Origin of the sequence: Bacillus cereus (genome assembly GCF_002561295.1) — a bacterium.
Taxonomy (GTDB): Bacteria; Bacillota; Bacilli; order Bacillales; family Bacillaceae_G; genus Bacillus_A; species Bacillus_A cereus_S.
The window spans coordinates 1-26,255 of sequence record NZ_NTUG01000015.1 but is presented as its reverse complement, the minus strand read 5'-3'; the positions used below and the strand labels follow the sequence as shown (position 1 = coordinate 26,255).

The following is a 26,255-nucleotide window of genomic DNA, read 5'->3' as shown; positions in this document are numbered from 1 at the left end:
TAAGAGTATGCTGTTTTGAAAAAATGTTCTTCTATTTTTAAGTCACTATGATTGGGGAGACAAAAAGGTGAAAACATATATCATTCGTAGGTTTCTACAAATGATTCCTACACTGTTTGGTACATCTATTATTATCTTTTTCTTATTTGCACTTTTGCCGGGGGATTATGTGGATTCAAATCCAAAGTTAACACCAGAAAGAGCGCAAGAGTTAAGAGAACTGTATGGATTAAATAAGCCTATTGTTGAAAGATACTTTCATTGGTTAGGTAATGCGTTACATGGAGATTTTGGCTTCTCGCTGCAATATCAGGAACCTGTAACAGCATTGCTTAATAAATTTATTTGGAATACTTTTATTGTTGCGGTGGCGGCTTTATTTTTCACTTGGATTATTGCACTTATTGTTGGCGTTATTTCAGCAACGAAGCAACATTCATGGTTTGATGCATTAGTAACAATTGGTGTCTTTGCTGCGATGTCATTTCCATCATTCTTTATCGGTCTATTTTTCATTAAAGTATTTGCTGTCGATCTGAACATATTACCTATCGGTGGCATGATTGATATAGGAAGTAACTCGACTGGCCTTGCTTACATACTGGAAGTTTTAAGGCATATGATTTTACCGGTATGCATTTTAACGCTCCTTGGCGTTGGCTCATTGACTCGTTATTTTAGAACAGGGATGTTAGAAGTTATTAGACAAGATTATATCCGGACTGCTCGTGCAAAAGGTTTGAAAGAGAGAGTAGTTATTTATAAACATGCTTTAAAAAATGCAATTTTACCAGCGATTACATTACTGGCATTTGAACTTCCAGGATTGTTCTCTGGTGCCATTATTATTGAACAAATTTTTAACTGGCCTGGAATTGGAAGTATCCAATTAGAAGCGTTAAGTTTTCGAGATTATACGGTGTTAATGGCATTCACAATGTTTCTCTCTTGCCTGACAGTTATCGCAAACTTTTTAGCAGACATCGTGTATGCGATGGTCGATCCGCGTATTCGATTAAAGTAAGGGGGGGAGAAAGATGGAGACTGTTGTAACAGTAGAGAAGAAAAAGAAGAAAAAAGGAAATGTAACTTCACCATGGCGGCAAGCATTTGCAAGAATTAAGAAAAATAAATTAGCATTGTTTGGTCTTTATACTTTAATTTTTATGTTTTTCTTTTGTTTCATTGGACCATTTTTTTCACCGTACGTTTCTGGTGCGATTCAAGTAACACAAATTAATAAGCCACCTACCCTTTCGCATTGGCTTGGTACGGACCAATTAGGACGAGACATTTTAACGAGATTAATGTTAGCGGGAAGGATTTCTTTAACAATCGGTTTAGCATCTATGCTACTATCTGTCATCCTTGGCGCAGTATTAGGGGCTATTTCTGGTTTTTATCGTGGTGTTGTAGATCATATTATTATGCGTATTGCGGACGTATTAATGTCTATTCCAGGATTACCATTACTGATTATTATGGGAGCGATTTTATCAGAATGGAAATTACCATCTGAATATCGTCTGTATGTCGTTATGATTATGTTAAGCCTGATTGGATGGCCAGGATTGGCACGCTTAGTACGAGGCCAAATTTTAACACTTCGAGAGCAATCATTTATGCAGGCTGCTGATGTACTAGGATTAAAGGATTACCGGAAAATTTTGTACCACTTAATTCCGAATGTATTTCCTTTGCTAATTGTTGTAGCGACGTTAGGTGTGGCAGGAGCTATTTTAAGCGAATCAGCATTAAGTTATTTAGGGCTTGGAGTTGTTCCACCTACACCATCATGGGGGAATATGATTAGCGCAGCGAACTCATTAATCGATTTCCAAAAGCGCCCATGGTTATGGATTCCACCTGGTTTTGCGATTTTTATAACAGTTGTATCAATTAATTTACTTGGTGATGCACTTCGTGATGCATTGGATCCAAAAATGAAGCGGTAGGTGAGGAAGCATGAGTAAAGCAGTAGTAGAGCTAAAGGATTTACAAACACACTTTCAAACAGACGAAGGTACGGTAAAGGCCGTCAACCATGTTAGTTTTTCGGTTCGTGAAGGTGAAACAGTTTGTGTAGTAGGAGAATCAGGTTGCGGGAAAAGTGTAACAGCTTTATCTATTATGGGACTTATTGCTGAATCTGGCGGCGTTGTTGGCGGTGATATCCTGTATGAAGGGCGAAGTCTTTTGGGCATGAAAGAGAAAGAACTTCGTAGTTTAAGAGGAAACGATATTGCGATGATTTTCCAAGAGCCAATGACATCCCTTAATCCAGTTTTTACTGTGGGAGAACAAATTGTAGAGACGTTAAGAGAACATGAACTTCTTAGTAAAAATGAAGCGTATAAAAAGGCAATTGAACTCATTCGCAAGGTGGGGATTGCACGTGCCGATGAAATAGTTCACGCCTATCCACATGAACTAAGCGGGGGAATGTTACAGCGAATTATGATCGCAGTTGCACTTAGTTGTAATCCAAAGCTGTTAATTGCTGACGAACCAACAACAGCACTTGATGTTACAATTCAAGCGCAAATATTAGACTTATTGAGACAGATAAAGGAAGAATTTAAAACATCTATTTTATTAATTACACATGATTTAGGTGTTGTAGCGGAAATGGCAGATTATGTTGTTGTAATGTATGGCGGCAAAGTCATTGAAGAAGCACCTGTACTGGAGCTATTCCAAAATCCGAAACACCCATATACAAAAGGTTTACTAAAATCAAAACCGGTAATGGGAAAACGAACAGATAAACTATATTCAATTCCGGGGCAAGTTCCAAACTTAGTTGGCTTAGGAGAGTTTTGCTACTTTAGTGGTCGTTGCGAACATTGCATGGACATATGCAAAAATGAAGCGCCAAATCTGAATGTGCATGAAGATAATCATAAAGTAGCTTGCTGGTTATATGAGGAGCGTGCTGAACAATGAGTGAACCGTTATTAGAAGTAAAGAATTTAAAAACGTATTTTCCGATTAAAGGCGGCGTATTTAGTAGAACAATTGGGCATGTAAAGGCTGTAGATGGAGTAAGTTTTACAATTAATAAAGGTGAAGTATTCGGTCTAGTTGGTGAATCCGGAAGCGGAAAAACGACAATTGGGAAAACAATTCTTCGCCTCGTTCAAAAAACAGAAGGTGAAGTGAAATTTAAAGGGCAAGATGTTCATACGCTATCAAAAGGAGAACTGCGAAAATATCGTCCGAATATGCAGCTTGTATTCCAAGATCCGTTTAGTTCATTAAATCCACGGATGCGCATTGGTGAAGCACTCGGTGAACCGATGTTAGCGCATGGACTAGCGACAAAAGAAAACGTTCGTGAAAAAGTATTAGAAGTGCTAGAGCTATGTGGATTAGCACCATACCATATCGATCGTTATCCACATGAATTTTCTGGAGGACAACGTCAGCGCATTGTTATTGCAAGGGCGATGGTATTAAATCCAGAGTTTATCGTTGCTGATGAACCTGTTGCAGCGTTAGATGTGTCAATTCAAGCGCAAATCATTAATTTATTCAGTGAGTTACGAGAGAAAAAAGGTTTATCCTACTTATTCATTTCGCACGATTTAAGTGTTGTAGAACACTTATGTACGAAAATAGGGATTATGTATTTAGGGACAATTGTAGAAACAGCTCCTCGTGATGAATTGTTTGCAAATCCGCTTCATCCGTATACGAAGGCGTTGTTATCTGCGGTACCAATCCCTGATCCAACGGTTAAACGAGAACGAATTATTTTGCAGGGGGACATTCCAAGTCCGGCGAATCCGCCGTCAGGTTGCCGTTTTCATACACGTTGCCCGTTTGCAACAGATATTTGTAAGCAGGATGTACCGGAATTTCGTGATGTTGGGGAAGGACATTTTGTTGCTTGCCATCATGTGTAAAAGAAAAGGACTCTTTCAAATTAAGAAAGAGTCCTTTTCTTTTATTTACTTGATGATGGTTGCAATACATACTGTTCAATTGCATGTGCAACACCATGCTCATCATTTGTTAATGTAACAACATCGCATAATTTCTTTACATCTTCCTCAGCATTTCCCATTGCAACAGATAAACCAGCTACTTCAAGCATTGGTACATCGTTGAAGTTGTCTCCGATTGCGATTGTATCTTGAATTGGAATGTTGAAATAAGATGCCATTTCTTGCAATCCATTTCCTTTATGGCCATGCTTATCCATAATTTCTAAATTTGTTGGAGCTGATGCTGTGACCATAATTTCCGTATCTTTTTGTAAAACATGCAGTAGTTGTGAACGATGCTCTGAATTAAATGTCAAAATGAAGAATTTAGATACTTCTAATTCTGGATTATCAACGACATCTTCTATTTTTTTGAAATCGGTAATTAAGTTTGCTTTCTTTTGTTTTTCAGTGATACGTTCAAGTTCTTCTAATGAAACTTCTAGTGCATGCTTATTTTCTTCAAATGCATGCATCACTTTTTCTTGCCATGTAGAAGGAGCATAAACTCCTTTATTTGTGTACAATTTATATGGAAAACCTTCAGATTCTAGTAATTTTGCAAGTTTGTATACTTTATCATTTTGTAAACAACGTGCGTTAATTACTTTTCCGTCAACATAAACAATTGCCCCATTGCTTGCTCCAACTGGAATTGATAATCGATACTCTTCCAATAGTTTTAAAGCATCTTCTTTTGCGCGACCTGAACAAATCATCACAATATGCCCAGCTGCTTGAGCAGTGCGAATCGCTTGTAAGTTTTCTTTGGAGATTTCGAGATTAGATGATAATAATGTACCATCCATATCTAGTGCGATTAATTTCAAAATGACCACCTCTTTGTTTTTATTATACATAGTTATTTGGAGGAAACATATAAACTTCTCTTGGGTCACGTTCTTTTGAAACTAGAATGTAATGGGATTTTTTCTGCCGTTTAAGACTATTAGGAATTGAAACATTATATTTTGTAACAAAAAGTAGTAGAAAAGCCATTTTTAATGCTTCCTACTACTTTTTGTTTCGCTTTGTAACCTCAATGTTACAGTAGTATTACAAATGCGTTTGTGTTGGAAAATGCTATACATAAGGGTTTCTGAGCGGTTTTCGAATTTTGTTGTAAAAAAAGTGTAATAAATTTTACGTATTTATATTGCAGTGTAGAAAAACTTATGTTACATTAATGTTACAAACGTTACACGGAATAATTTAATGTAACGTTAAGATAAAAACTATGAATTAATCATTTCTTAGAAATTACATATAAATATCTATTAATAAGGAGAGAATACATATGAAAATCGAACAAGTATTACAAGTAACAAAAATGGATTTCTTAGGATCAGCAGGCGGAGCAGCAGTATTAACAGCATTTATCGTATTTATTTCAAGTGTATTAGTATAATAGAAACTTTGTGAAAATAAAGAAGTAGAATAAAGATGAAGGGAGAACGAGGAATATGGAACAAGTATTACAAGTAACAAAAACGGATTTATTAGGAGCAGCAGGTGGAGCGGCAGTATTAACAGCATTTATCGTATTTATTTCAAGTGTATTAGTATAATAGGAACTTTGTGAAAATAAAGAAGTAGAATAAAGATGAAGGGAGAACGAGGGATATGGAACAAGTATTACAAGTAACAAAAATGGATTTATTAGGAGCAGCAGGTGGAGCAGCGGTATTAACAGCACTTATTGTATTCCTTGCAAATGTATTAGTATGATGAGTATAGATAAGAGGGAATTCTCATATTATATTCGAACCATTATCCAAAAAAAATAAAGACTCTAGCATATTATAGGTATTTAATATGTTAGGGTCTTTTTTATTTGGTTTATATTTTGTATAAGGAAAGAAATCGATGGGTTATTGTTAGTGCGGGATGAAAAATAGAGAATCACATGTGGACTCGCTATACGATTATATAAATCGTAAAAGGGACAAACGATATAGTCGGAAGACAGCTTGCCCGGTTCAATTGAATGTTGGGCTTTTCGTGGATGGCTTAAAGGATGTAACGATTAAAAATAGAAAAAAGTCGAATTTTATATGGGAGAAAAAAGAGGGATTTGACAGAAAAGATAGAAAATTTTAAGAGTTAGAAATTTGTTAGCTTGCTAACTAATTTTTTTAGTGATAACTGGAAGCGTTTTCGATTAGTTCTAAGTATGTAACATTCAATTTATTTACAGGGGGATGAGGAATTTATGAAACAAAAATCTATGGATACGCTAGCTGCACAAATGGAGGATTTCTTTCCGGTACGTGATGTCGATCATTTAGAATTTTATGTAGGAAATGCAAAGCAATCAAGTTATTACCTTGCGAGAGCGTTTGGATTTAAAATTGTTGCTTATTCTGGATTGGAAACTGGAAATCGCGAAAAGGTATCGTATGTTCTTGTGCAAAAAAACATGCGTTTTGTTGTGTCTGGAACTTTAAATAGTGAGAGTCGTATCGCGGAATTTGTAAAGACTCATGGTGATGGAGTAAAAGACGTAGCTTTACTTGTTGACGATGTTGAAAAGGCCTATTCAGAGGCTGTCAAACGAGGTGCTGTTGCGATTGCTCCGCCGGAAGAATTAACGGATGAGCATGGAACATTAAAAAAGGCTGTTATCGGTACGTATGGTGATACAATTCATACTCTTGTGGAGCGTAAAAATTATAAGGGTAAATTTATGCCTGGTTATGAAGAAATTGAATTTAATATTCCAAGTGACGAATCAGGATTAATCGCTGTGGATCATGTTGTTGGTAACGTTGAAAAAATGGAAGAGTGGGTTAGCTATTATGAAAACGTTATGGGCTTTAAACAAATGATTCATTTTGATGATGACGATATTAGCACGGAATATTCAGCTTTAATGTCAAAGGTTATGACAAATGGAAGTCGTATTAAATTTCCAATTAATGAACCTGCAGATGGTAAACGTAAATCACAAATTCAAGAATACTTAGAGTTTTATAACGGTGCCGGTGTACAGCATCTAGCATTATTGACAAATGATATTGTGAAAACAGTTAAAGCGCTTCGTGCGAATGGGGTGGAGTTTTTAGATACACCAGACACATATTATGATGAGTTGACAGCGCGTGTCGGTGAAATTGATGAAGAGGTTGATAAGTTAAAAGAACTTAAGATTCTTGTGGACCGTGATGAAGAGGGCTACTTGCTGCAAATCTTTACGAAGCCAATCGTGGATCGTCCAACATTATTTATTGAAATTATTCAGCGTAAAGGTTCTCGTGGATTCGGAGAAGGGAATTTTAAAGCTTTATTTGAATCTATTGAAAGAGAACAAGAGCGCCGCGGAAATTTATAAAATGGTTATCTGTCAGTGGGGGATCTCCCCCACTGATTAAAGTTTCACTTTACCCCGCATTAACGGACAGTAACACTCCCACCTTAGAATTTGGCGGAATCAAAGAAGTTAGGTAGGGAATGAACTGTCCGTAAAAGCCCGATTGGTGCGGGCTGATAATCAGTGGGGGATGGAGAAAATCCCCACTGATTAAAGTTTCACTTTATATAAACGGTGAGGAGGAATAGTGATGAGATTTATTACATTTCGTCTTCCTTCAGGAGAAACGCATGCAGGTTGGCTGGAAGGTAACAAAGTCATTGATATGAATCTAGCAAGTGATGGAGTTCTTCCTTCATCTATGCTCGCTTTTTTAGAGAAAGCGGATGAATATGTAGGAATCGTACGTGGTATTCAAAAGCCTATAAGTGGCGTGTACGCTTTGGAAGATGTACAGCTTTGTGCAGCCATTCCTAATCCAGGTAGTATTCGTGATTTTTATGCATTTGAGCAACACGTGAAAACAGCACGTGGCCGTCGTGGTTTAGATGTTGTTCCGGAGTGGTATGATATTCCGGTTTTTTACTTTACAAACCATCGTGCAGTTATTGGTCCGGAAGTTGCAGTTTCTTGCCCGAAACAATCTCAAAAGCTCGACTATGAGTTAGAAATTGCTTGTGTTATTGGGAAAGAGGGAAGAAATATTTCGCGTGAACAAGCAGAAGAATATATTTTTGGCTATTGTATTATGAATGATTGGAGTGCAAGGGATTTGCAAGCTGAGGAAATGAAAGTGGGGCTTGGCCCAGCAAAAGGAAAGGATTTTGCAACTTCATTAGGGGCGTATCTTGTTACGAAAGAAGAGTTAGCACCGTACCGTATAGGTGAACGGTATAACTTAGAGATGACTACTCACGTTAATGGAGAACTTTTGTCTAAAGGGAATTTCCGAGACATTTACTATACGTTTGCAGAAATGATAGAACGTGCTTCAGCGGATGTTACGCTATATCCAGGAGATGTAATTGGTTCTGGTACGGTTGGAACAGGATGTATTTTAGAACTTGGTACAGAAAAGTGGTTACAAGATGGTGACGTTGTAGAACTTGCGATTACCGGATTGGGCACGTTGCGTAATACAGTAAAAAAAGAAATGAAGGCGGGTGATGGGCATGTATTATCGTCACATGGGGGAGCTTCCTCATAAACGACATGTACAATTTCGTAAAGAAGATGGATCGCTTTATCGTGAACAGGTGATGGGAACGAAAGGTTTCTCTGGTACCCAATCTATTTTGTATCATCATTATATGCCAACTGAAGTAGGACACGCTGCGCTAGCGCATTCCTGTCAGTTGCAGTATGAAGAAGATGTAGTTCTTGCTCATCGTCATTTTCGTACGAAGGAAAATAGAAAAACGGGTGACGCAGTAAGTGGAAGGAACTTTATATTAGGGAATGAGGATTTATTAATTGGTGTTGTGAATCCGACGGAAAAAATGGATTATTTCTATCGTAATGGTGATGGCGATGAAATGTTGTTTATTCATTATGGAACTGGGAAAATTGAGACAATGTTTGGAACAATTCATTACCGTAAAGGTGATTATGTAACAATTCCAATCGGAACAATTTACCGAGTTATTCCAGATGAGGGAGAGTCTAAGTTCCTTGTTGTGGAAGCAAATAGCCAAATTACAACACCGCGCCGTTATCGTAATGAATATGGTCAATTATTAGAACATAGCCCTTTCTGTGAAAGAGATATTCGTGGTCCAGAGAAGTTAGAGACATATGATGAGAAAGGCGAGTTTGTTGTTATGACAAAGTCGAGAGGGTATATGCATAAACATATTATGCAGCATCATCCGTTAGATGTTGTTGGCTGGGATGGATATTTATATCCTTGGGTCTTTAATGTGGAGGATTTTGAACCAATTACAGGTCGTATTCATCAGCCGCCACCAGTCCATCAAACTTTTGAAGGTCATAACTTTGTTATTTGTTCCTTTGTGCCGCGTTTATATGATTATCATCCGGATGCAATTCCGGCGCCATATTATCATAGTAACGTAAATAGTGATGAAGTTCTTTATTATGTAGAAGGAAACTTTATGAGTAGAAAAGGTGTAGAGGAAGGTTCCATTACACTTCATCCAAGTGGGATTCCGCATGGACCACATCCTGGAAAAACAGAAGCTAGTTTAGGGAAAAAAGAAACGATTGAACTAGCAGTCATGATTGATACATTCCGCCCGCTTCGAATTGTGAAACAAGCACATGAAGCGGAAGACGAGAAATATATGTATAGTTGGATTGAAGAAGGTTCATATACTACAAAATAAAAGAAAAGAGGCATGCTCATTTTATGAGTATGCCTCTTTTTAGTTGGAATCGACAATTTATAGAATATCAAAAATAATTATAAAAAGATATAGGGATATAACTATATACATTATTTGTATATTGTTTATCTTTTTATGTCGAATGATAAATTTATTTAATGTGGTGAACAAATGTGATAATGAAGGGGGCTATGTATTGATTGTATTACATTTTTTTTGTTGTTTAGTTATTTTTCTGTTTATTTCGACAAAAGTATTGACTAAAAAATATGTTATGAGTAAAATAAAAACACGAATTAAAAATTTTCTGAAAATTATAAATTAGAGGTGCATGCTATGAAACAAATTTTTCAAAAAAAGCCGATTGCGAAACTAATGCAAGAAAGTAAACAGAAAACATTAGCAAGAACATTGGGAGCACTGGATTTAACAATGCTTGGGATTGGAGCTATTGTTGGAACAGGGATTTTTGTTCTAACAGGTGTTGTAGCGGCGAAACATTCTGGACCAGCTATCATTTTATCATTTGCTGTAGCTGCATTAGCATGTGCCTTTGCTGCATTCTGTTACGCAGAATTTGCATCTTCTGTCCCAGTTTCGGGAAGCGTTTACACGTATACGTATGCGACGATGGGAGAGGTGTTTGCATTTTTAATTGGATGGGATTTAATGTTGGAATATTTATTAGCAACATCTGCGGTAGCCAATGGATGGTCTGCGTATTTCCAATCTTTATTAAAAGGCTTTGGGATTCATATTCCGACTATTCTAGCTTCTGCACCTGGAACAGGAAAGGGTGGCCTTATCGATTTACCAGCTGTCATTATCATTCTAATTATGACTGCCCTTTTATCTAGAGGTGTACGTGAAAGTGCCCGCGTAAACAATATTATGGTTTTTATTAAAATAGCAGTCGTATTACTCTTTATCTTTGCTGGTTTTAATTATGTAAAGCCGGAAAACTGGACACCGTTTATGCCGTTTGGTCTTGATGGCGTAATGGCTGGGGCTGCAACAGTATTCTTTGCATTCATTGGATTTGATGCTGTATCGACAGCAGCGGAGGAGGTAAAACGTCCACAACGAGATTTACCAATTGGTATTATCGCATCATTACTCATTTGTACGATTCTTTATATCGTTGTTTCACTTATTTTGACAGGGATTGTACCGTATGGTCAGCTGAATATTTCTGATCCGGTGGCTTTTGCGCTTCAGTTTATTGGACAAGATGGTTTAGCGGGTGTTATCTCGGTAGGAGCAATTACGGGGATTACAACTGTAATGTTAGTTATGATGTATGGGCAGGTTCGTGTTTCATATGCAATGAGTCGTGATGGATTATTACCGAAGCGTCTTGCAAAAGTTCATCCGAAATTTAAAACACCATTTTTAAATACATGGACAACAGGGATTATCGCAGCACTTATTTCGGGGCTTATCGATTTAAATGTATTAGCACACCTTGTAAACATGGGAACATTATCTGCTTTTGCACTTGTGGCAGTTGCAGTTATCGTAATAAGAAGAACACATCCAGATCTACCACGTGCTTTTAAAGCGCCACTTGTACCAGTTTTACCTGCGTTAACAGTTATCTTTTGTTTATATTTAATGCTTCAATTATCAGGAACTGCATGGATGAGCTTTGGCATCTGGATGGTGATTGGTATAGCCGTTTACTTCCTATATAGTCGAAAGCATAGTGTTTTAAATAATAAAAAAGATGAAGAAGATGTAGCGAATTTATAGAGAAAAGATCCGTTCTAAATAGAATAGAACGGATCTTTTGTTTTGAAAATTTACATTTTTCTAAAAATGATATAAGATAAGGGGTGGTCGATTAAAGGAGTGTTGTAAATGAAACAGACATGGCGTGAGTTACAAGCGATGGATCGTAACGTGTGGATCCGTTTTATAGGAGAAACATTAAATGGCATTGCGATGATGATGTTAATGCCATTTTTTGCACTGTATTTAAAAGATAAGGTGGATTCTTTATTGCAAGTAGGGATTATCATGGCGCTTTCTCCGATTGCGGCCAGTTTTGGATCTTTGATAGGGGGCAGAATTGCTGATATATATGGAAGAAAGCCAATTATGATTATTTCGATGGCGAGTAATGCAGTGTTGATGCTCGGTTTTTTATTTATAGAAGGATTTATACCGTATGCTATTTTATCAATTCTTTTAGGATTAAGTAATTCGCTATTCCATCCAGCGGCATCGGCAATGGTAGCGGATGTGACAGCGCCTGAGAAAAGGACGGAAGCATATGGGTTATTGCGAATGGGGCATAATATCGGGGCGGCTATCGGACCAATTATGGGAGCTTCAGTAGTTGTTCTTTCGAAAAATATAGTGTTTATTATTGCTTCATCTACAATGCTATTTTACGCGCTTCTTGTGTTAATACTTATTCAAGAAACTATGCCGAAAACTGTATTGAAAGAAGAAAAGGATAAGGAATCTGGCCCTGTCTGGAAAGTTGTTCTGCAAGATAAAGTGTTGGTGATTTATTTGTTGGCAGGCGTTATTATTTCCATGGGTTTTTCACAAACAGAAGGTATGCTTCCTCTTCATTTTGATAACGAGATGAAAGAAATATTCGGTAAAAACAACCCGTATCCATATTTAATGGCTTTAAATGGTCTGCTAGTCGTCTTATTCCAATTTCAAATTTCGAAATGGGCGACAGATAAACCTGTTGGAAGGACGATGTTATATGGAGCGTGGTTATTTGGAATTGGGTTGTTTTTCATCGGTTGGATTCCAAAGTGGTTTGGTGGATTTGGTGCAAGTGCGACTGTTATTTTAATAACGTTACTAGTTATATATGCGGTATATACGCTAGGTGAAATGATTATGTCACCTGTACAAATGACATTTGTGGCCAATTTAGCACCGGAGCATTTACGCGGGACATATATGGGTGCAGCGAGCTTACAGTGGATTACAGGGAACGCATTTGGGCCGCTTCTTGGAGGTTTTTTACTTGACCGATTGTTAGGGCATTTATTATTTACAATATTAGGAGTGGGCTGTGTAGTAGCTGGTCTTATATATATTTCTTTAGATCGTCTTGTAGAGCAAAGACAAAAAGGAGTTGTCACAAAACAATCTTCCTAACCCATAAGTGACATACACCAAAAGAAGCGTTTCTTCATATATTTTAGGTACATAACTAGAATATGAGGTGAAATTTGTTATAAGAAAGTACAAGAAGATTAGAATTATTGCTTGAAAGATATAATGAAGAAAACAGTCCTATCACTCATGGAAGTTTCATTTTATTTTAAATAGGAACTACCTATTTCTATAAAAAGTGCTAAAATAGAAAAATGAAAACAATTGGTTAGGGTGATTTCATTGACGAAAATTAAATTAGGTTTATTATATGGTGGAAAATCGGCGGAGCATCAAGTTTCATTACAAACAGCTCTTGCCGCTATTAAAGCATTAAATCAAGATAAATTCGAGATTCATCCAATTTATATTACAGAACAAGGCCAATGGATGCGCGGTGAGCGTATTGAAGGCGAAGTAACAACTGTTGAAGCATTACAAATGAGTGGGGAAGAAAATACAATCTCTCCTGTTTCATTAAGTACAGAAATTATCCCAACTGCAAATTCTAAACAAGAAGATGCAATTGATGTTATTTTCCCGTTATTACATGGACCAAATGGTGAAGATGGAACGGTACAAGGGTTATTAGAATTACTGAACATTCCATACGTAGGTAACGGTGTATTAGCATCAGCTGCCGGCATGGATAAAGTTGTTATGAAAAATATCTTTGCAGAAGCTGGATTGAAACAAGCGAAATATGCATCTTTCATTCGTAGCACATGGGAAAAAGATCGTGAAACAGCATATGAAAAGGTAGAAGAAGTATTAGGCTATCCTTGCTTCGTAAAACCAGCAAACCTTGGCTCAAGTGTTGGTATTAATAAGTGTAAAGATCGTGAAGAGCTGGACAATGCATTTGAAGAGGCGTTCCAATTTGATCGCAAAATTATTGTAGAAGAAAACATCGTAGGGCGTGAAGTAGAAGTTGGTGTATTAGGTAATGATGAGCCGAAATGTTCAGTTGTAGGTGAAATTGTACCGAAAAAAGACTTCTATGATTACAAGTCGAAATACATCGATGGTGATACAGCATTAATTATCCCAGCTGAAATGACAGAAGAAGAGTCTGATGTAATTAAGCGAGATGCAATTATTGCATTCCAATCTTTAGATAGTGCGGGCTTAACAAGAGCTGATTTCTTCTTAACGAAAGATGGAGAAGTGTACATTAATGAAGTAAATACAATGCCAGGATTTACGCCATTTAGTATGTTCCCGTTATTATGGCAACATACAAACTTACCATATCCAGAGTTAATTGAAGAATTAATTCGTTTGGCAATTGAGCGTCACGAAGAAAAGCAAAAAATTAAATATACAATCTAACAAAAAAGGAGGAAGCACTATTCAAAAAGAATAGTGCTTCCTCTATGTAAGGAGTGCTTTTTATGATAAAACGAACGTTAAAACAAGTAGAGAAAATGATAAATGGAACGGGTTTAGTAGAGAGATATGCCGAAATTACTGTACAAGGTGTATCAATTGATACACGGAAAATTGAAAAAGGTAATCTATATGTTCCGATTCAAGGTGATCGCTTTGACGGTCATTCTTTTGTAGATAAAGCAGTTGAAAATGGTGCTGTAGCTACGCTTTGGAAAAAAGATGTGCAAAATCCCCCTACGGATATACCAGTGATTTTTGTAGAAGATACACTAGAAGCATTGCAAGCATTAGCGAAAAGCTATCGTGATCAGTTAGATGTAAAAGTTATAGGTGTAACAGGAAGTAACGGTAAAACGTCTACGAAGGACATTGTGACAAGTCTCCTTGCAACAAAATTTAAAGTTCAAAAAACAGAGGGGAACTTTAATAATCATATCGGTTTGCCACTTACTATTTTAAGCCTAGAAGAGAATACAGAAATGGCTGTATTAGAGATGGGAATGTCTAGCTTGGGTGAAATTGAATTTTTATCTAAATTAGCTCGCCCAAATGCTGCGATTATTACAAATATTGGAGAAGCGCATTTAATGGATTTAGGTTCTCGTGATGCGATTGCTGAGGCGAAGCTTGAAATCGTTACTGGTTTACAAAACGGTGGAGTATTTGTATACAATGGTGATGAGCCACTTTTAACAAATCGTGTCCCAAATATGAACCTAGCTGCTGAGACGATTACATTTGGTGATGCAAGGGCAAATGATTATTATCCAACTTCTGTAACATTGCAGGCAACGGGAACGTACTTTAAGATGAATCAGGATAAGGATACGGTATTTTATCTACCGGTTCTTGGAAAGCATAATGTATATAATACACTTGCCTCAATGGCGATTGCGAAATATTTCGGTGTAACGTGGGAAGAGATGAAGCAAGGGTTAGTAACACTTCAAATGACGGGCATGCGTATGGAAATTGTGAAAACAAATAATGGTTTAACGGTCATCAACGATGCTTATAATGCGAGTCCAACAGCAATGGAGGCTGCGTTCCATTTAATGAATGGTCTAGATGGATTTGCTAAAAAAGTTGTTGTACTTGGTGATATGCTAGAGCTTGGGGATCAAGAAGTACAGTTCCATTATGAAGTAGGTAAATTAATTGATCCAGCAAAAATCTCATATGTATTCACATACGGTAGATTAGGGGCTCAAATTGCTGAAGGAGCAAAAATTAATTTTCCTAAAGAGCGCGTAAAAGTATATGACAATAAAGAGGAACTTGTGAAAGAATTACAAACAGTAATTGATGAAAAAGATGTTGTGTTAGTTAAAGCATCTCGCGGCATGAAATTAGAAGAAATTATTACGATGTTGAAATAATTGGTGTATGTAAATAGGGATGATAGCTACAAAAATAGCGGAAACTGTTAATAAGCGCTTACAGTAAAGAATAAAAAAATAAAAGTAAAGAAAAAAGCTTTTTATATGAAATAAGGTAACAGTTGGGTTTGCTTTTTGCACATACAAAACTTATAATTGATAAAGTGTAATAACGTTTAGAAGTATTTTCGCGAAGAATATACGCCCGTTTATATACGTGAGCATTCAGGAAAAGGGCTTTTCCGCAATTTCGGAAAACGCCTTTTTTTAAATGATAAGTATAGGATAGAAAAGGAGAAGTAACATTGACAACATTTCGAGAATTAGGATTAAGTGATTCTTTATTGCAATCTGTTGAAAGTATGGGCTTTGAAGAGGCTACGCCGATTCAAGCTGAAACAATTCCACATGCATTGCAAGGTAAAGACATTATTGGACAGGCGCAAACAGGTACAGGGAAAACAGCAGCATTCGGATTACCACTATTAGACAAAGTGGATACACATAAAGAATCGGTTCAAGGTATTGTTATCGCGCCAACGCGTGAATTAGCAATTCAAGTTGGAGAAGAGCTTTACAAAATCGGTAAGCATAAACGTGTTCGTATTTTACCAATCTATGGTGGCCAAGATATTAACCGCCAAATTCGTGCTCTAAAAAAACACCCACACATTATTGTTGGTACGCCGGGTCGTATTTTAGATCATATTAACCGTAAAACACTTCGTCTACAAAACGTAGAAACTGTTGTTCTTGATGAAGCGGATGAAATGTTAAACATGGGCTTCATTGAAGATATTGAAGCGATTTTAACAGATGTGCCAGAAACGCATCAAACATTATTATTCTCAGCAACAATGCCAGATCCAATCCGTCGTATTGCTGAGCGTTTCATGACTGAGCCTCAACACATTAAAGTAAAAGCAAAAGAAGTAACAATGCCAAACATTCAGCAGTTCTATTTAGAAGTGCAAGAAAAGAAAAAGTTTGACGTATTAACACGCTTATTAGATATTCAATCTCCAGAGCTTGCAATCGTATTCGGTCGCACAAAGCGTCGTGTTGATGAATTATCAGAAGCATTAAACTTACGTGGTTATGCAGCAGAAGGTATTCATGGTGATTTAACACAAGCGAAACGTATGTCTGTACTACGTAAATTTAAAGAAGGTTCTATCGAAGTTCTTGTTGCAACAGACGTTGCAGCGCGTGGTCTTGATATTTCAGGTGTAACACACGTATACAACTTTGATATTCCACAAGATCCAGAATCATATGTTCACCGTATTGGTCGTACTGGCCGTGCTGGTAAAAAAGGTATTGCAATGCTATTTGTAACACCACGTGAATCAGGACAATTAAAAAATATCGAGCGTACAACTAAACGTAAAATGGACCGTATGAATGCACCGACACTTGACGAAGCATTAGAAGGTCAACAACGTTTAATCGCAGAAAAACTTCAAAGCACAATTGAAAGTGATAACTTATCATACTACAAGCGTATTGCAGAAGAAATGTTAGAAGAGAATGACTCTGTAACAGTAGTAGCTGCTGCTTTAAAAATGATGACAAAAGAGCCAGATACAACTCCAATCGCTTTAACATCAGAACCACCAGTTGTTTCAAGAGGTGGCGGTTCTAAAAAACGCGGTGGTAACGGAAGTGGATACCGTGATGGTAACCGTAACCGTAGTCGTGATGGACGCGGCGGAGATGGTCGTAATCGTGACCGTAACCGTGATGGTCGTAATCGTGACGGTAATCGTGATGGTAACCGCAACCGTGGTGGTCGTAAAGGTGAAGGTCAAGGTCGCCCAGGATCTTCAAATGGACGCGGCGAAAGAAAACATCATAGCCGTAAGCCACAAGCTTAATAAAAGTGAGGATGTCCCCAAAAAGGATATCCTCTTTTTTTATTTATGTAATTGTACATACTACATAGTAAGTTGTATAGAGAAGAGGGGTTTTATGCTTGTAAGGCTCGGTTATGTAGCGATGAGCATGCATTTGAAAAATGCATCTCCGTCTCAAACGATGACATATGCACAATTTCAACGTATTAAAGATCGAGAGGCGGCGATTTATAAACTTGAAAGAATTGCAAATTCTAATTTGGACAATTGTTTGCGATTATTAAAACATAATAAAGGGAATGACATATCTTTTTTTCGATTTAGTTCAAAATTGGTGCCATTAGCTAACCATGAAGAGCTATTAGATTGGAATTATATTCGTCCTTTAAAAGAGAAATTGAAAGAAGTGGGTGATTACGCGCATCGGATGAAGATGAGAATCGATTTTCATCCAGATCACTTCGTGGTGCTAAATTCACCTCAAGAACATATTTTGAAACAATCAATAAAGACACTTCAAATGCATCGGAAGCTATTAAAGGGAATGGGAATGCAGAAAGGACCCCGCTGTGTGTTACATGTTGGTGGAGGTTATGGTGATAAAGAACTTGCCTTAGAACGCTTTATAGAAAATTGGTCGAATATTCCTGTAAGTATCCAAGAGATGATTATGTTAGAAAATGATGATACGACTTTTTCGTTACAAGAAACATTATATTTAGGTGAAAAACTTGCAGTTCCGGTTGTATTTGATCTGCATCATCATATGATGAATAACGATAAAGAAGATTGGTATGAACATTGGGGTCGTGTAGTGGATACATGGAAAACTTCTTTATTACCAATCAAGATGCATATTTCTAGCCCGCGAGAAGGAAATGACCCTAGAGCTCACGCAGATTTTATTGATGCGGGTACATTTTTATCCTTTTTACAGAAAATCAAAGGTAGTGTCCCTCAGATTGATTGTATGATTGAAGCGAAGAAAAAGGATGAGGCTTTATTTCAATTACTACGAGATCTTGGTACAAAACCAGAAGTGGAAATAATCGATGGTGGGAGCTTTTATATGAAATAAGCTCTACACCATCGATTTTTTTATGAAAAGTGGAGTGCCAATACCACCGATTAGTAGTCCGGTTAAATGGCTAATAGGGTTAGCGGAAGGATTAAAGAAGGTAAAAAGAAGTAATAGAAATATAATTGAAGAGAGGAAAACGAACTCTTTTGGTTGAGAAGAATGGTAGCGACTATATAAAAGAAAAAGTTGTGCGCCAAGTAACCCGAAAATACCGCCCGATGCGCCGGCATGAATATACTCAATAGGCATAATGATATAAGATGCAATATTGCCACTAATGCCGGCTGTGAAAAATAAAAGAATGAAGCGAATACTACCTAGTTGTTTTTCGATAGATTGACCGAGAAAGAATAGACAAATGCTATTGGAAAGAAAGTGTTGAAAGTCTACGTGTATAAATAGAGAGGTTATAAGACGCCAATATTCCCCTTTAGAAATATACTCGTTGTAAGCAGCTAAATGATAAAAGAAAAAATCCCCTGGTATGATTATGACGAGTTGTAAGGTCAGGAAAAAGAGAACGGTGGGTTGTAAGGTGGTTCGCATATGTGAGAATGTCATTTCTATTTTCACTCCTTTTGCATCAGAATGATTCTCTGTTATTCTTACAATATGAATGAAGGAAGATAAATAGAAGAAGGGGACTTTTGAAATGATTATAGGGATTGGAATAGATATTATCGAACTGAATCGAATTGAAAAAATGTTAGATGGAAAGCTTAAATTTATGGATCGTGTTTTAACTGAGGGAGAAAGAAATGTTGCTGCTGAATTGAAAGGGCATCGCCTTGTGGAATTTGTAGCAGGAAGGTTTGCGGCGAAAGAAGCATATTCGAAAGCTGTTGGAACTGGCATTGGAAAAGAAGTAAGCTTTTTGGATATTGAAATAAAAAATGATGATAGAGGTAAGCCGATTCTTGTGGTAAATACGGAACATATTGTTCATCTATCGATTAGTCATAGTAGAGAATTTGCGGTAGCGCAAGTTGTTTTAGAAAGCTCGTCACGCTAGTCTGCATATTTTATATCTTTGTCTCATATATTTGAGTTAGCGATAAGGGAGAAATATCTTCCATTCATTTATAGGGGCAAAGGGGCTGAAATGATGAAAAGGCGGCTATTTTTAGTGATTGTCGGTTTATTGACCGTTTTTGCACTAGTGGGTTGTATGGAAAAGAAACAAGAAGATGTCGTGCGAGATTTAGAGGCGAAGGTTAAGGGGATGAAGAGTTATCAAGCTGAAGCGAAATTATCTATTAAGACGGGGAATGAACCGCAAGAATATAATGTGGAAGTTTGGCATAAAGAACCCTCCTATTATCGTGTGAATTTAAAAAATGCAAAGAAAGATCAGAGTCAAATCATTTTAAGAAATGATGAAGGTGTATTTGTATTAACGCCAGCTCTTAATAAAAGTTTTCGATTTCAAAGTGATTGGCCGCAAAATAGTAGCCAGGCTTACCTATATGAATCACTTGTAAGAGATATCTTAAAGGATAAGAAGAATCTTTCATTTGAGAAAACCGATAAATACTACGTGTTTAAGACTAAGACGAATTACAATCATCAAAATATGCTACCAAAGCAAGAGATTAAATTGAATAAAAGTGATTTAGCGCCTGTTTCAGTGAAATTGATGGATAATGATCAAAATGTTCTTGTAAAAGTGGAGTTTTCAAAGGTGAAGTTTGATACAAAGTTTGATAAGGGTGCATTTGATACGAAGCAAAATATGTCTAGGGCGCAAGTCGATGTACAAACAACAGTGAAAGAAGAGAAACCATTTGCTGTTCTGTATCCGAGTGATACTCCGCAAGGGATGGTTTTAAATGAAGAGAAAGAGTTAAAGACAGACGGTGGCAAGCGTGCGATACTCACATACACTGGGAAGAAGAAGTCCTTTACATTAATACAAGAAAAGGCGAAGGTTGCTGAAGCTTCAGCGTCAATAAGTGTAAGTGGAGAGCCAGTGGATCTTGGTTTTACAATTGGTGCTTTAGCAAAAGACTCGTTAACATGGTCGCATAATGGAGTGGAATATATGCTCGTGTCTAAAGGTTTAGAACCGGATGAGCTATTAATGGTAGCTCGTTCTGTTACGGCAAAACAGGTGAAATAAACTTTTTAGACGTGGTGATGTATATGCACCACGTCTTTTCTTGTTTTGGAGAATGGATTTCCTAAAAAGATGAATATAAAAGAATAAGCCTCGCATATCGTATATAAGGAAGTGTTTTTATGGGAGAATCATCATTTTACCGTGATACGTGGGTAGAAGTAAATTTGGATGCTATTTATAACAATGTAACACATATTAAAAAAATGATTCCGGAAAATGTTGAGGTTTTTGCTGTAGTGAAAGGAAATTCGTATGGACATGATTATGTGCCGGTGGCTAAGACTGCATTAGAGGCTGGAGCAACAAGGCTAGCTGTTGCTTTTTTAGATGAAGCATTAGTGCTTCGCCGATCCGGTATTACTGCACCGATTCTAGTGCTAGGCCCATCATCACCACGTGTTGTGAATGTAGCTGCCGAAAATGATGTGGCATTAACTGTTTTTCAAAGAGAGTGGGTCGAGGAGGCACTAGAAATTTGGGATAGCTCGGTACCGTTACGATTTCATCTTAATTTTGACAGTGGTATGGGGAGAATCGGAATTCGAGAACGCGAAGAATTAAAAGGTTTTTTGCGTAGTTTAGAAGAAGCTCCGTTTTTTGATTTAGAAGGAGTGTATACGCACTTTTCAACAGCTGATGAAGTGGGAACCTCGTATTTTGACAAGCAATATAATACGTTTTTGAAACAGTTAAGTTGGCTTCAGGGATTTGGAGTGGATCCAAAATTTATTCATGCGGCTAATAGTGCCGCCACCATGAGGTTTCACGGGATTACATTTAATGCTGTTAGGATTGGGATTGTAATGTATGGCTTAACTCCTTCTCTAGAAATATTTCCATTCATACCGATTCAATTAGAACCTGCTCTTTCACTTCATACAACAGTCTCTCATATTAAGCAAGTTATTAAAGGGGATGGGATTAGTTATGGTGTTACTTACCGGACGAAGATAGAAGAGTGGATCGCGACTGTCCCAATTGGATATGCAGATGGATGGCTTAGAAGGTTACAAGGATTTAAGGTGCTTGTAGATGGGGAAAGGGTTCCTATTGTAGGGCGTGTTACGATGGATCAATTGATGCTACATCTTCCTTACGAAGTACCACTTGGCACAAAAGTTACTCTTATTGGAAAGCAGGGTGATGAATACATTAGTGCAAATGAGGTTGCGGAGTATTCAGGTACCATTAACTATGAAATTATTACAACAATAAGCTTTCGAGTTCCTCGTATATTTATTCGAGATGGGAAGGCTGTCGATGTTATAAATTATTTAAATGATATATAAGTAAGCAATATTTACAGTAGTCGTTTTGTGTTAGAAAGAGATAAAAAGTAAAAGAGAGTGAATGTTTTGTTTGTCAATTGGAAAACATAAACAAGGAATAAGGAAGTCTTTGCAACAGGCTCCATACAATGGTATTATTACAATAGGTGTCATATATATTTGGGTGTGTAGTTGACGGTGGAGGTGTATTTTTGTGTCCGAATCGAGTGTAACTACTGAAATCGTGGTTCGGTTACCAAAGCAAGTGGTAACGGAATTGGACGGAATTGGAAAACAAGAGAATAAGAATCGCCATGAACTAATTTTCCAGGCAACACAACTGTTATTGCGTCAACATAAGACGAAGAAACGCTACCAACATGAATCAATGCGACGTGGGTACATTGAAATGGGAAAAATTAATCTTGGTATTGCATCTGAAGCTTTCTTAGCAGAGTATGAAGCAGCTCATACAGTAGAACGCTTAGTTAGCGGGGGGTAATATTTTGATTGTAAAACGCGGCGACGTGTATTTTGCAGACCTTTCCCCAGTTGTTGGTTCTGAGCAAGGAGGCGTTCGTCCGGTTCTTGTCATTCAAAATGACATCGGAAATCGTTTTAGTCCGACTGTGATTGTAGCGGCTATTACTGCGCAGATTCAGAAAGCGAAATTGCCCACACATGTGGAAATTGATGCGAAAAAGTACGGCTTTGAGAGGGATTCTGTTATCTTGCTCGAACAGATTCGAACAATCGATAAGCAACGCTTAACGGATAAAATCACTCATTTAGATGAGTTGATGATGGGTCGTGTAGATGAAGCGCTGCAAATTAGTTTAGGACTAATAGATTTTTAAATCGGCAGTTTAAGTTGCTCTCTTAGGAGCAACTTTTTTTATTAAGGGAGGTTCGGTTGTATATGGAAATGGTAGATAATCGACAAGCGTTAATGAAGATGTTAGTGAAAGAATTAGGCTTTACAGAAAAGCAAGTTCGTCATGTTATTCAATTAACAGAAGAAGGTAATACAGTTCCATTTATTGCTCGTTACCGAAAAGAATGGACCGGATCTTTAGATGAAGTGCAAATTCGTGCAATCTTAGAAAGATGGCAATATATGATGCAACTTGAAGATCGAAAAGAAGAGGTTCTTCGTCTGATTCATGAAAAGGGAAAATTAACAGAAGAGTTGCGTCAATATATTATATCTGCAACAAAACTACAAGAAGTAGAAGACTTGTACCGTCCATATAAAGAAAAAAGAAGGACGAAAGCGACGATCGCTAAGGATAAGGGGCTTGAACCGTTAGCTGAATGGCTACTTCTGTTCACGAAAGAGGACCCAAAAGATAAGGCAAAAGAGTTTGTTAATGCTGAGAAAGAAGTGCAATCTGTCCAAGAAGCATTGCAAGGTGCGCAAGATATTATTGCAGAATTTGTATCGGATGATGCGGCGTACCGCAGCTGGATTCGTAATGTTACCTTTAGAAAAGGAATGATCGCGTCCTCTGTAAAAGATGAAGAGAAAGACGAAAAAAATATATATGAGATGTACTATGGTTATGAAGAGCCTTTGCAAAAGATTGTGCCACATCGTGTATTAGCTATGAACCGTGGTGAAAAAGAAGAGATTTTAAAAGTTTCTGTTGTGCCGCCGATAGAAGAAATTGTTCGCTTTTTACATAAGAAAGTGATTCGTGATGATGCTTCTAAAAGTGCAGAGTATGTACAATTAGCGATTGATGATGGATACAAGCGATTAGTTCAACCGTCAATCGAAAGGGAGATTCGTAAAGAATTAACTGAAACTGCAGAAGAGCAAGCGATTCACATTTTCTCTGAGAATTTGCGTAATTTATTATTACAGCCACCGATGAAAGGGAAGGTAGTATTAGCAGTAGATCCTGCGTATCGAACGGGATGTAAATTAGCGGTAGTAGATGATACAGGGAAAGTATTGCATATCGGTGTTATTTATCCGCACCCACCTGTTCGGAAGTATGAAGATGCAAAAGAAAAAGTTATTTCTATTATAGATAAATATCAAGTTCAGATGATTGCAATTGGAAATGGTACAGCTTCAAGGGAAACAGAGGAGTTTATAGTAGATGTTTTACAAGCGGTGCCGCGAGATGTATTTTATATTATTGTTAATGAAGCGGGGGCGAGTGTATATTCAGCTTCTGATTTGGCTCGTGAAGAATTTCCGGATTTGCAAGTTGAGGAAAGAAGTGCTGTTTCAATTGGAAGACGTCTGCAAGATCCACTTGCAGAACTTGTGAAAATCGATCCGAAATCAGTTGGGGTAGGACAATATCAACATGATGTATCACAAAAGAGATTAAATGAATCATTAACATTTGTTGTGGAAACGGCTGTTAACCAAGTGGGAGTAAATGTGAATACAGCTTCTGTCGCGTTATTACAATACGTTTCGGGGCTATCAAAAACTGTTGCGAAAAATATTGTAAGCAAGCGTGAAGAAGATGGGAAATTTACAAAACGTACAGAGTTAAAGAAAATACCGCGGTTAGGTGCTAAAACGTATGAACAGTGTATTGGTTTCTTGCGTATACTAGAGGGTAAAAATCCACTTGATAGAACGAGCATCCATCCAGAGCAGTATAAAAATGTTGAATTGCTATTAAAGAGCTTAGGGTTATCGATTGATGATGTAGGACAACCACATTTACAACAATGTTTAGAAGGAGTAGAGCTTTCTAAATTATCTCAAGAGACGAATATTGGCGAACCGACATTAATTGATATTATAGATTCCTTAATTAGTCCAGAACGAGATATGCGTGATGAATTGCCAAAGCCACTTTTGAAAAAAGGAATTCTCAAATTAGAAGATTTAAAGCGCGCCATGGAGTTAGAAGGAACCGTTCGAAATGTTGTTGATTTTGGTGCTTTTGTTGATATTGGTGTGAAACAAGATGGTTTAGTACATATTTCTAAACTGAGCAAACAGTTTGTGAAGCATCCGTTAGATGTGGTATCTGTCGGACAAATTGTAAAGGTATGGGTAGATGATGTTGATATGAAAAAAGGGCGCGTTGCTTTATCGATGTTACCTATTGAATAATAATAAAAAGAGAGCAGGTATGATACTGCTCTTTTTTTGAACGGATATTAGTGGATTTCTAATCGGGGAAAGAAGTACAAACCTACCGATTAAAAATCCACTTTATTAGGAATTTTGATTTGTTTTACTATAATAAAACCAGCATTCGTTTAGTAACCTAATTTGATACCGGTTTTTTTCGTAATATGCGCGTTGCATTTGTTTTCGGAGCCATGCAGGCATAAGAATCCCTCCTTGTTTAATCCTGCCCTAACAAGTAGTCCCTATAAATGAAAAGTAAGCGGAAAGTTCAATCTTGGGAACTTCTTATAAGAGTTTGGTCAGCGAGGTTCTATGAACAGATAGGATTTCATAGAAGTTGCGCTTTTTGAATGAGGATGGGTATATGTACTATTTAATATATGTATAAGAAAGAAGAAAAGTGTAAGTTTATTTTTAGTTTTTGGAGGGATAGAAATGAATGAAAAGGAAGTTCAAAGACTTGTAGAAGAAATATCGTTACGATACTTCGGAAGGGCTTTTGTACATAAAGCAATGTTTAATAAACGTCTGCGTACAACTGGGGGGAGATATTTGCTCAGAAGTCATAATATAGAATTAAACTATCATTATTATGAAGCGTATGGAAAAGAAGAACTAATCGGCATCATTAAGCATGAGTTGTGTCATTATCATCTACATATTATGGGGAAAGGATATCAACATCGGGATCGAGATTTTCGTCAGTTATTAAAAGAGGTTGGAGCCCCTAGGTTTTGCAAGAAAATACAGGGGGTGAAAAAAGAGCTTAAAACGAAAGTGTATGAGTGCATAGAATGCTCTTTTCAATATGTAAGAAGACGATCAATTAATACAGAAAGATATGTTTGTGGAAAGTGTAAAGGTAGATTAAAAGAGGTAAAAAAACACCTTGACAGTTAAAAATCAATCCAGTATATTATAAACATGTCACGTTTGTACAAAACATTGTATAAATGACTTGACTTATAATATGAATTTATATAAGATGTAAATTGTCTTTCTTATTCCGCAGTAGCTCAGTGGTAGAGCTATCGGCTGTTAACCGATCGGTCGTAGGTTCGAGTCCTACCTGCGGAGCCATATAGAGAAGTACCCAAGTGGCTCAAGGGGCTCCCCTGCTAAGGGAGTAGATCGCTAACGCGGTGCGAGGGTTCGAATCCCTTCTTCTCTGCCATTCATATTGGCCCGTTGGTCAAGTGGTTAAGACACCGCCCTTTCACGGCGGTAACACGGGTTCGAATCCCGTACGGGTCACCACTATCGGAGGATTAGCTCAGCTGG

General features: G+C 37.3%; 26 protein-coding genes and 3 tRNA genes. 26 read left to right on the top strand and 3 right to left on the bottom strand.

Translation table 11 applies throughout. The features are described from left to right. Positions 1–67: 67 nt before the first annotated feature. The 4 genes from CN373_RS11790 to CN373_RS11775 are packed head-to-tail and all read left to right on the top strand — an operon-like array spanning position 68 to position 3,908. Complete coding sequence (locus CN373_RS11790; protein ID WP_000860696.1) at positions 68–1,024, top strand: ABC transporter permease; 957 nt, start codon at positions 68–70, stop codon at positions 1,022–1,024. A gap of 13 nt (positions 1,025–1,037) precedes the next feature. After that, complete coding sequence (gene opp4C, locus CN373_RS11785) at positions 1,038–1,955, top strand: oligopeptide ABC transporter permease (RefSeq protein WP_000451091.1); 918 nt, start codon at positions 1,038–1,040, stop codon at positions 1,953–1,955. A gap of 10 nt (positions 1,956–1,965) precedes the next feature. Continuing rightward, complete coding sequence (locus CN373_RS11780) at positions 1,966–2,946, top strand: ABC transporter ATP-binding protein (RefSeq protein WP_098359428.1); 981 nt, start codon at positions 1,966–1,968, stop codon at positions 2,944–2,946. Next, positions 2,943–3,908: an ABC transporter ATP-binding protein gene (locus CN373_RS11775; RefSeq protein WP_001294524.1), complete on the top strand. Its 966-nt coding sequence runs from the start codon at positions 2,943–2,945 to the stop codon at positions 3,906–3,908. Before CN373_RS11780 ends, CN373_RS11775 begins: the two co-directional genes overlap by 4 nt. Positions 3,909–3,949: 41 nt before the next feature. On the opposite strand, the gene CN373_RS11770 is transcribed toward CN373_RS11775, so the two are convergent. After that, on the bottom strand, positions 3,950–4,819 hold the full coding sequence (locus tag CN373_RS11770; RefSeq protein WP_098359427.1) for a Cof-type HAD-IIB family hydrolase: 870 nt from the start codon (positions 4,817–4,819) through the stop codon (positions 3,950–3,952). Positions 4,820–5,286: 467 nt separating this feature from the next. On the opposite strand from CN373_RS11770, the gene CN373_RS11765 reads away from it, so the two are divergent. The 12 genes from CN373_RS11765 (at position 5,287) to uvsE (ending at position 18,475) form a co-directional block, all read left to right on the top strand. After that, complete coding sequence (locus CN373_RS11765) at positions 5,287–5,397, top strand: DUF3948 family protein (RefSeq protein WP_098359426.1); 111 nt, start codon at positions 5,287–5,289, stop codon at positions 5,395–5,397. Positions 5,398–5,452: 55 nt separating this feature from the next. Beyond that, positions 5,453–5,557 carry a DUF3948 family protein gene (locus CN373_RS11760; RefSeq protein ID WP_098359425.1) on the top strand — a complete coding sequence of 35 codons (105 nt, stop codon included), beginning with the start codon at positions 5,453–5,455 and terminating at the stop codon, positions 5,555–5,557. A gap of 55 nt (positions 5,558–5,612) precedes the next feature. Beyond that, on the top strand, positions 5,613–5,717 hold the full coding sequence (locus CN373_RS11755) for a DUF3948 family protein (protein WP_026592761.1): 105 nt from the start codon (positions 5,613–5,615) through the stop codon (positions 5,715–5,717). Between the two features lie 484 nt (positions 5,718–6,201). Further along, positions 6,202–7,320 (top strand): 4-hydroxyphenylpyruvate dioxygenase, encoded by a 1,119-nt coding sequence (hppD, locus tag CN373_RS11745; RefSeq protein ID WP_000810924.1) that lies wholly within the window; start codon positions 6,202–6,204, stop codon positions 7,318–7,320. A gap of 229 nt (positions 7,321–7,549) precedes the next feature. Continuing rightward, positions 7,550–8,506 (top strand): fumarylacetoacetate hydrolase family protein, encoded by a 957-nt coding sequence (locus tag CN373_RS11740; protein ID WP_001211062.1) that lies wholly within the window; start codon positions 7,550–7,552, stop codon positions 8,504–8,506. After that, positions 8,472–9,644 carry a homogentisate 1,2-dioxygenase gene (locus CN373_RS11735; protein WP_000291796.1) on the top strand — a complete coding sequence of 391 codons (1,173 nt, stop codon included), beginning with the start codon at positions 8,472–8,474 and terminating at the stop codon, positions 9,642–9,644. Before CN373_RS11740 ends, CN373_RS11735 begins: the two co-directional genes overlap by 35 nt. Before the next feature lie 336 nt (positions 9,645–9,980). Next, positions 9,981–11,396 (top strand): amino acid permease, encoded by a 1,416-nt coding sequence (locus tag CN373_RS11730; RefSeq protein WP_098359423.1) that lies wholly within the window; start codon positions 9,981–9,983, stop codon positions 11,394–11,396. A gap of 108 nt (positions 11,397–11,504) precedes the next feature. Next, positions 11,505–12,773 (top strand): MDR family MFS transporter, encoded by a 1,269-nt coding sequence (locus CN373_RS11725; RefSeq protein WP_000815477.1) that lies wholly within the window; start codon positions 11,505–11,507, stop codon positions 12,771–12,773. Between the two features lie 240 nt (positions 12,774–13,013). Further along, positions 13,014–14,102, top strand: a complete 1,089-nt coding sequence (locus tag CN373_RS11720) for a D-alanine--D-alanine ligase (RefSeq protein ID WP_098359422.1) — start codon at positions 13,014–13,016, stop codon at positions 14,100–14,102. Positions 14,103–14,164: 62 nt separating this feature from the next. Continuing rightward, positions 14,165–15,541, top strand: a complete 1,377-nt coding sequence (locus CN373_RS11715; RefSeq protein ID WP_098359421.1) for a UDP-N-acetylmuramoyl-tripeptide--D-alanyl-D-alanine ligase — start codon at positions 14,165–14,167, stop codon at positions 15,539–15,541. A gap of 305 nt (positions 15,542–15,846) precedes the next feature. After that, a complete protein-coding gene (locus CN373_RS11710; RefSeq protein ID WP_098359420.1) occupies positions 15,847–17,418 on the top strand; it encodes a DEAD/DEAH box helicase in 1,572 nt (523 codons plus the stop codon). 94 nt (positions 17,419–17,512) lie between these two features. Continuing rightward, positions 17,513–18,475: a UV DNA damage repair endonuclease UvsE gene (gene uvsE, locus CN373_RS11705; RefSeq protein WP_000961142.1), complete on the top strand. Its 963-nt coding sequence runs from the start codon at positions 17,513–17,515 to the stop codon at positions 18,473–18,475. A 3-nt stretch (positions 18,476–18,478) separates the two neighbouring features. On the opposite strand, the gene CN373_RS11700 is transcribed toward uvsE, so the two are convergent. After that, entirely contained in the window at positions 18,479–19,039 is a 561-nt protein-coding gene (locus CN373_RS11700) for a rhomboid family intramembrane serine protease (RefSeq protein ID WP_002055547.1), read from the bottom strand. 91 nt (positions 19,040–19,130) lie between these two features. Between CN373_RS11700 and acpS the strand changes: the two genes are divergently transcribed. The 6 genes from acpS (at position 19,131) to CN373_RS11670 (ending at position 24,953) form a co-directional block, all read left to right on the top strand. Further along, positions 19,131–19,490 (top strand): holo-ACP synthase, encoded by a 360-nt coding sequence (gene acpS, locus CN373_RS11695; protein ID WP_000583413.1) that lies wholly within the window; start codon positions 19,131–19,133, stop codon positions 19,488–19,490. A 156-nt stretch (positions 19,491–19,646) separates the two neighbouring features. Further along, positions 19,647–20,597, top strand: coding sequence for a LolA family protein (locus CN373_RS11690; protein WP_033664599.1), 951 nt, complete (start codon positions 19,647–19,649; stop codon positions 20,595–20,597). 119 nt (positions 20,598–20,716) lie between these two features. After that, complete coding sequence (alr, locus tag CN373_RS11685) at positions 20,717–21,886, top strand: alanine racemase (RefSeq protein WP_000504747.1); 1,170 nt, start codon at positions 20,717–20,719, stop codon at positions 21,884–21,886. Between the two features lie 193 nt (positions 21,887–22,079). Continuing rightward, positions 22,080–22,367, top strand: coding sequence for an antitoxin endoai (locus CN373_RS11680; RefSeq protein WP_098359419.1), 288 nt, complete (start codon positions 22,080–22,082; stop codon positions 22,365–22,367). A gap of 4 nt (positions 22,368–22,371) precedes the next feature. Continuing rightward, on the top strand, positions 22,372–22,722 hold the full coding sequence (ndoA, locus tag CN373_RS11675; RefSeq protein WP_000635962.1) for a type II toxin-antitoxin system endoribonuclease NdoA: 351 nt from the start codon (positions 22,372–22,374) through the stop codon (positions 22,720–22,722). Positions 22,723–22,784: 62 nt separating this feature from the next. After that, positions 22,785–24,953, top strand: a complete 2,169-nt coding sequence (locus CN373_RS11670) for a Tex family protein (protein WP_111901915.1) — start codon at positions 22,785–22,787, stop codon at positions 24,951–24,953. Between the two features lie 105 nt (positions 24,954–25,058). Here CN373_RS11670 and cmpA read toward each other — a convergent pair whose 3' ends face one another. Continuing rightward, positions 25,059–25,175 carry a cortex morphogenetic protein CmpA gene (gene cmpA / locus CN373_RS11665; protein WP_001112064.1) on the bottom strand — a complete coding sequence of 39 codons (117 nt, stop codon included), beginning with the start codon at positions 25,173–25,175 and terminating at the stop codon, positions 25,059–25,061. A 234-nt stretch (positions 25,176–25,409) separates the two neighbouring features. Here cmpA and CN373_RS11660 point away from each other — a divergent pair, with 234 nt between their 5' ends. The 4 genes from CN373_RS11660 to CN373_RS11645 all read left to right on the top strand — a co-directional run bounded on the left by CN373_RS11660 (position 25,410) and on the right by CN373_RS11645 (position 26,231). Beyond that, positions 25,410–25,874: a SprT family protein gene (locus tag CN373_RS11660; RefSeq protein WP_098359417.1), complete on the top strand. Its 465-nt coding sequence runs from the start codon at positions 25,410–25,412 to the stop codon at positions 25,872–25,874. 105 nt (positions 25,875–25,979) lie between these two features. Continuing rightward, positions 25,980–26,054: transfer RNA gene (locus CN373_RS11655), tRNA-Asn, on the top strand. A 3-nt stretch (positions 26,055–26,057) separates the two neighbouring features. Beyond that, a tRNA-Ser gene (locus tag CN373_RS11650) sits at positions 26,058–26,148 on the top strand. Positions 26,149–26,156: 8 nt separating this feature from the next. Then, positions 26,157–26,231 (top strand) — tRNA-Glu (locus CN373_RS11645). The last annotated feature ends 24 nt before the right edge of the window (positions 26,232–26,255 follow it).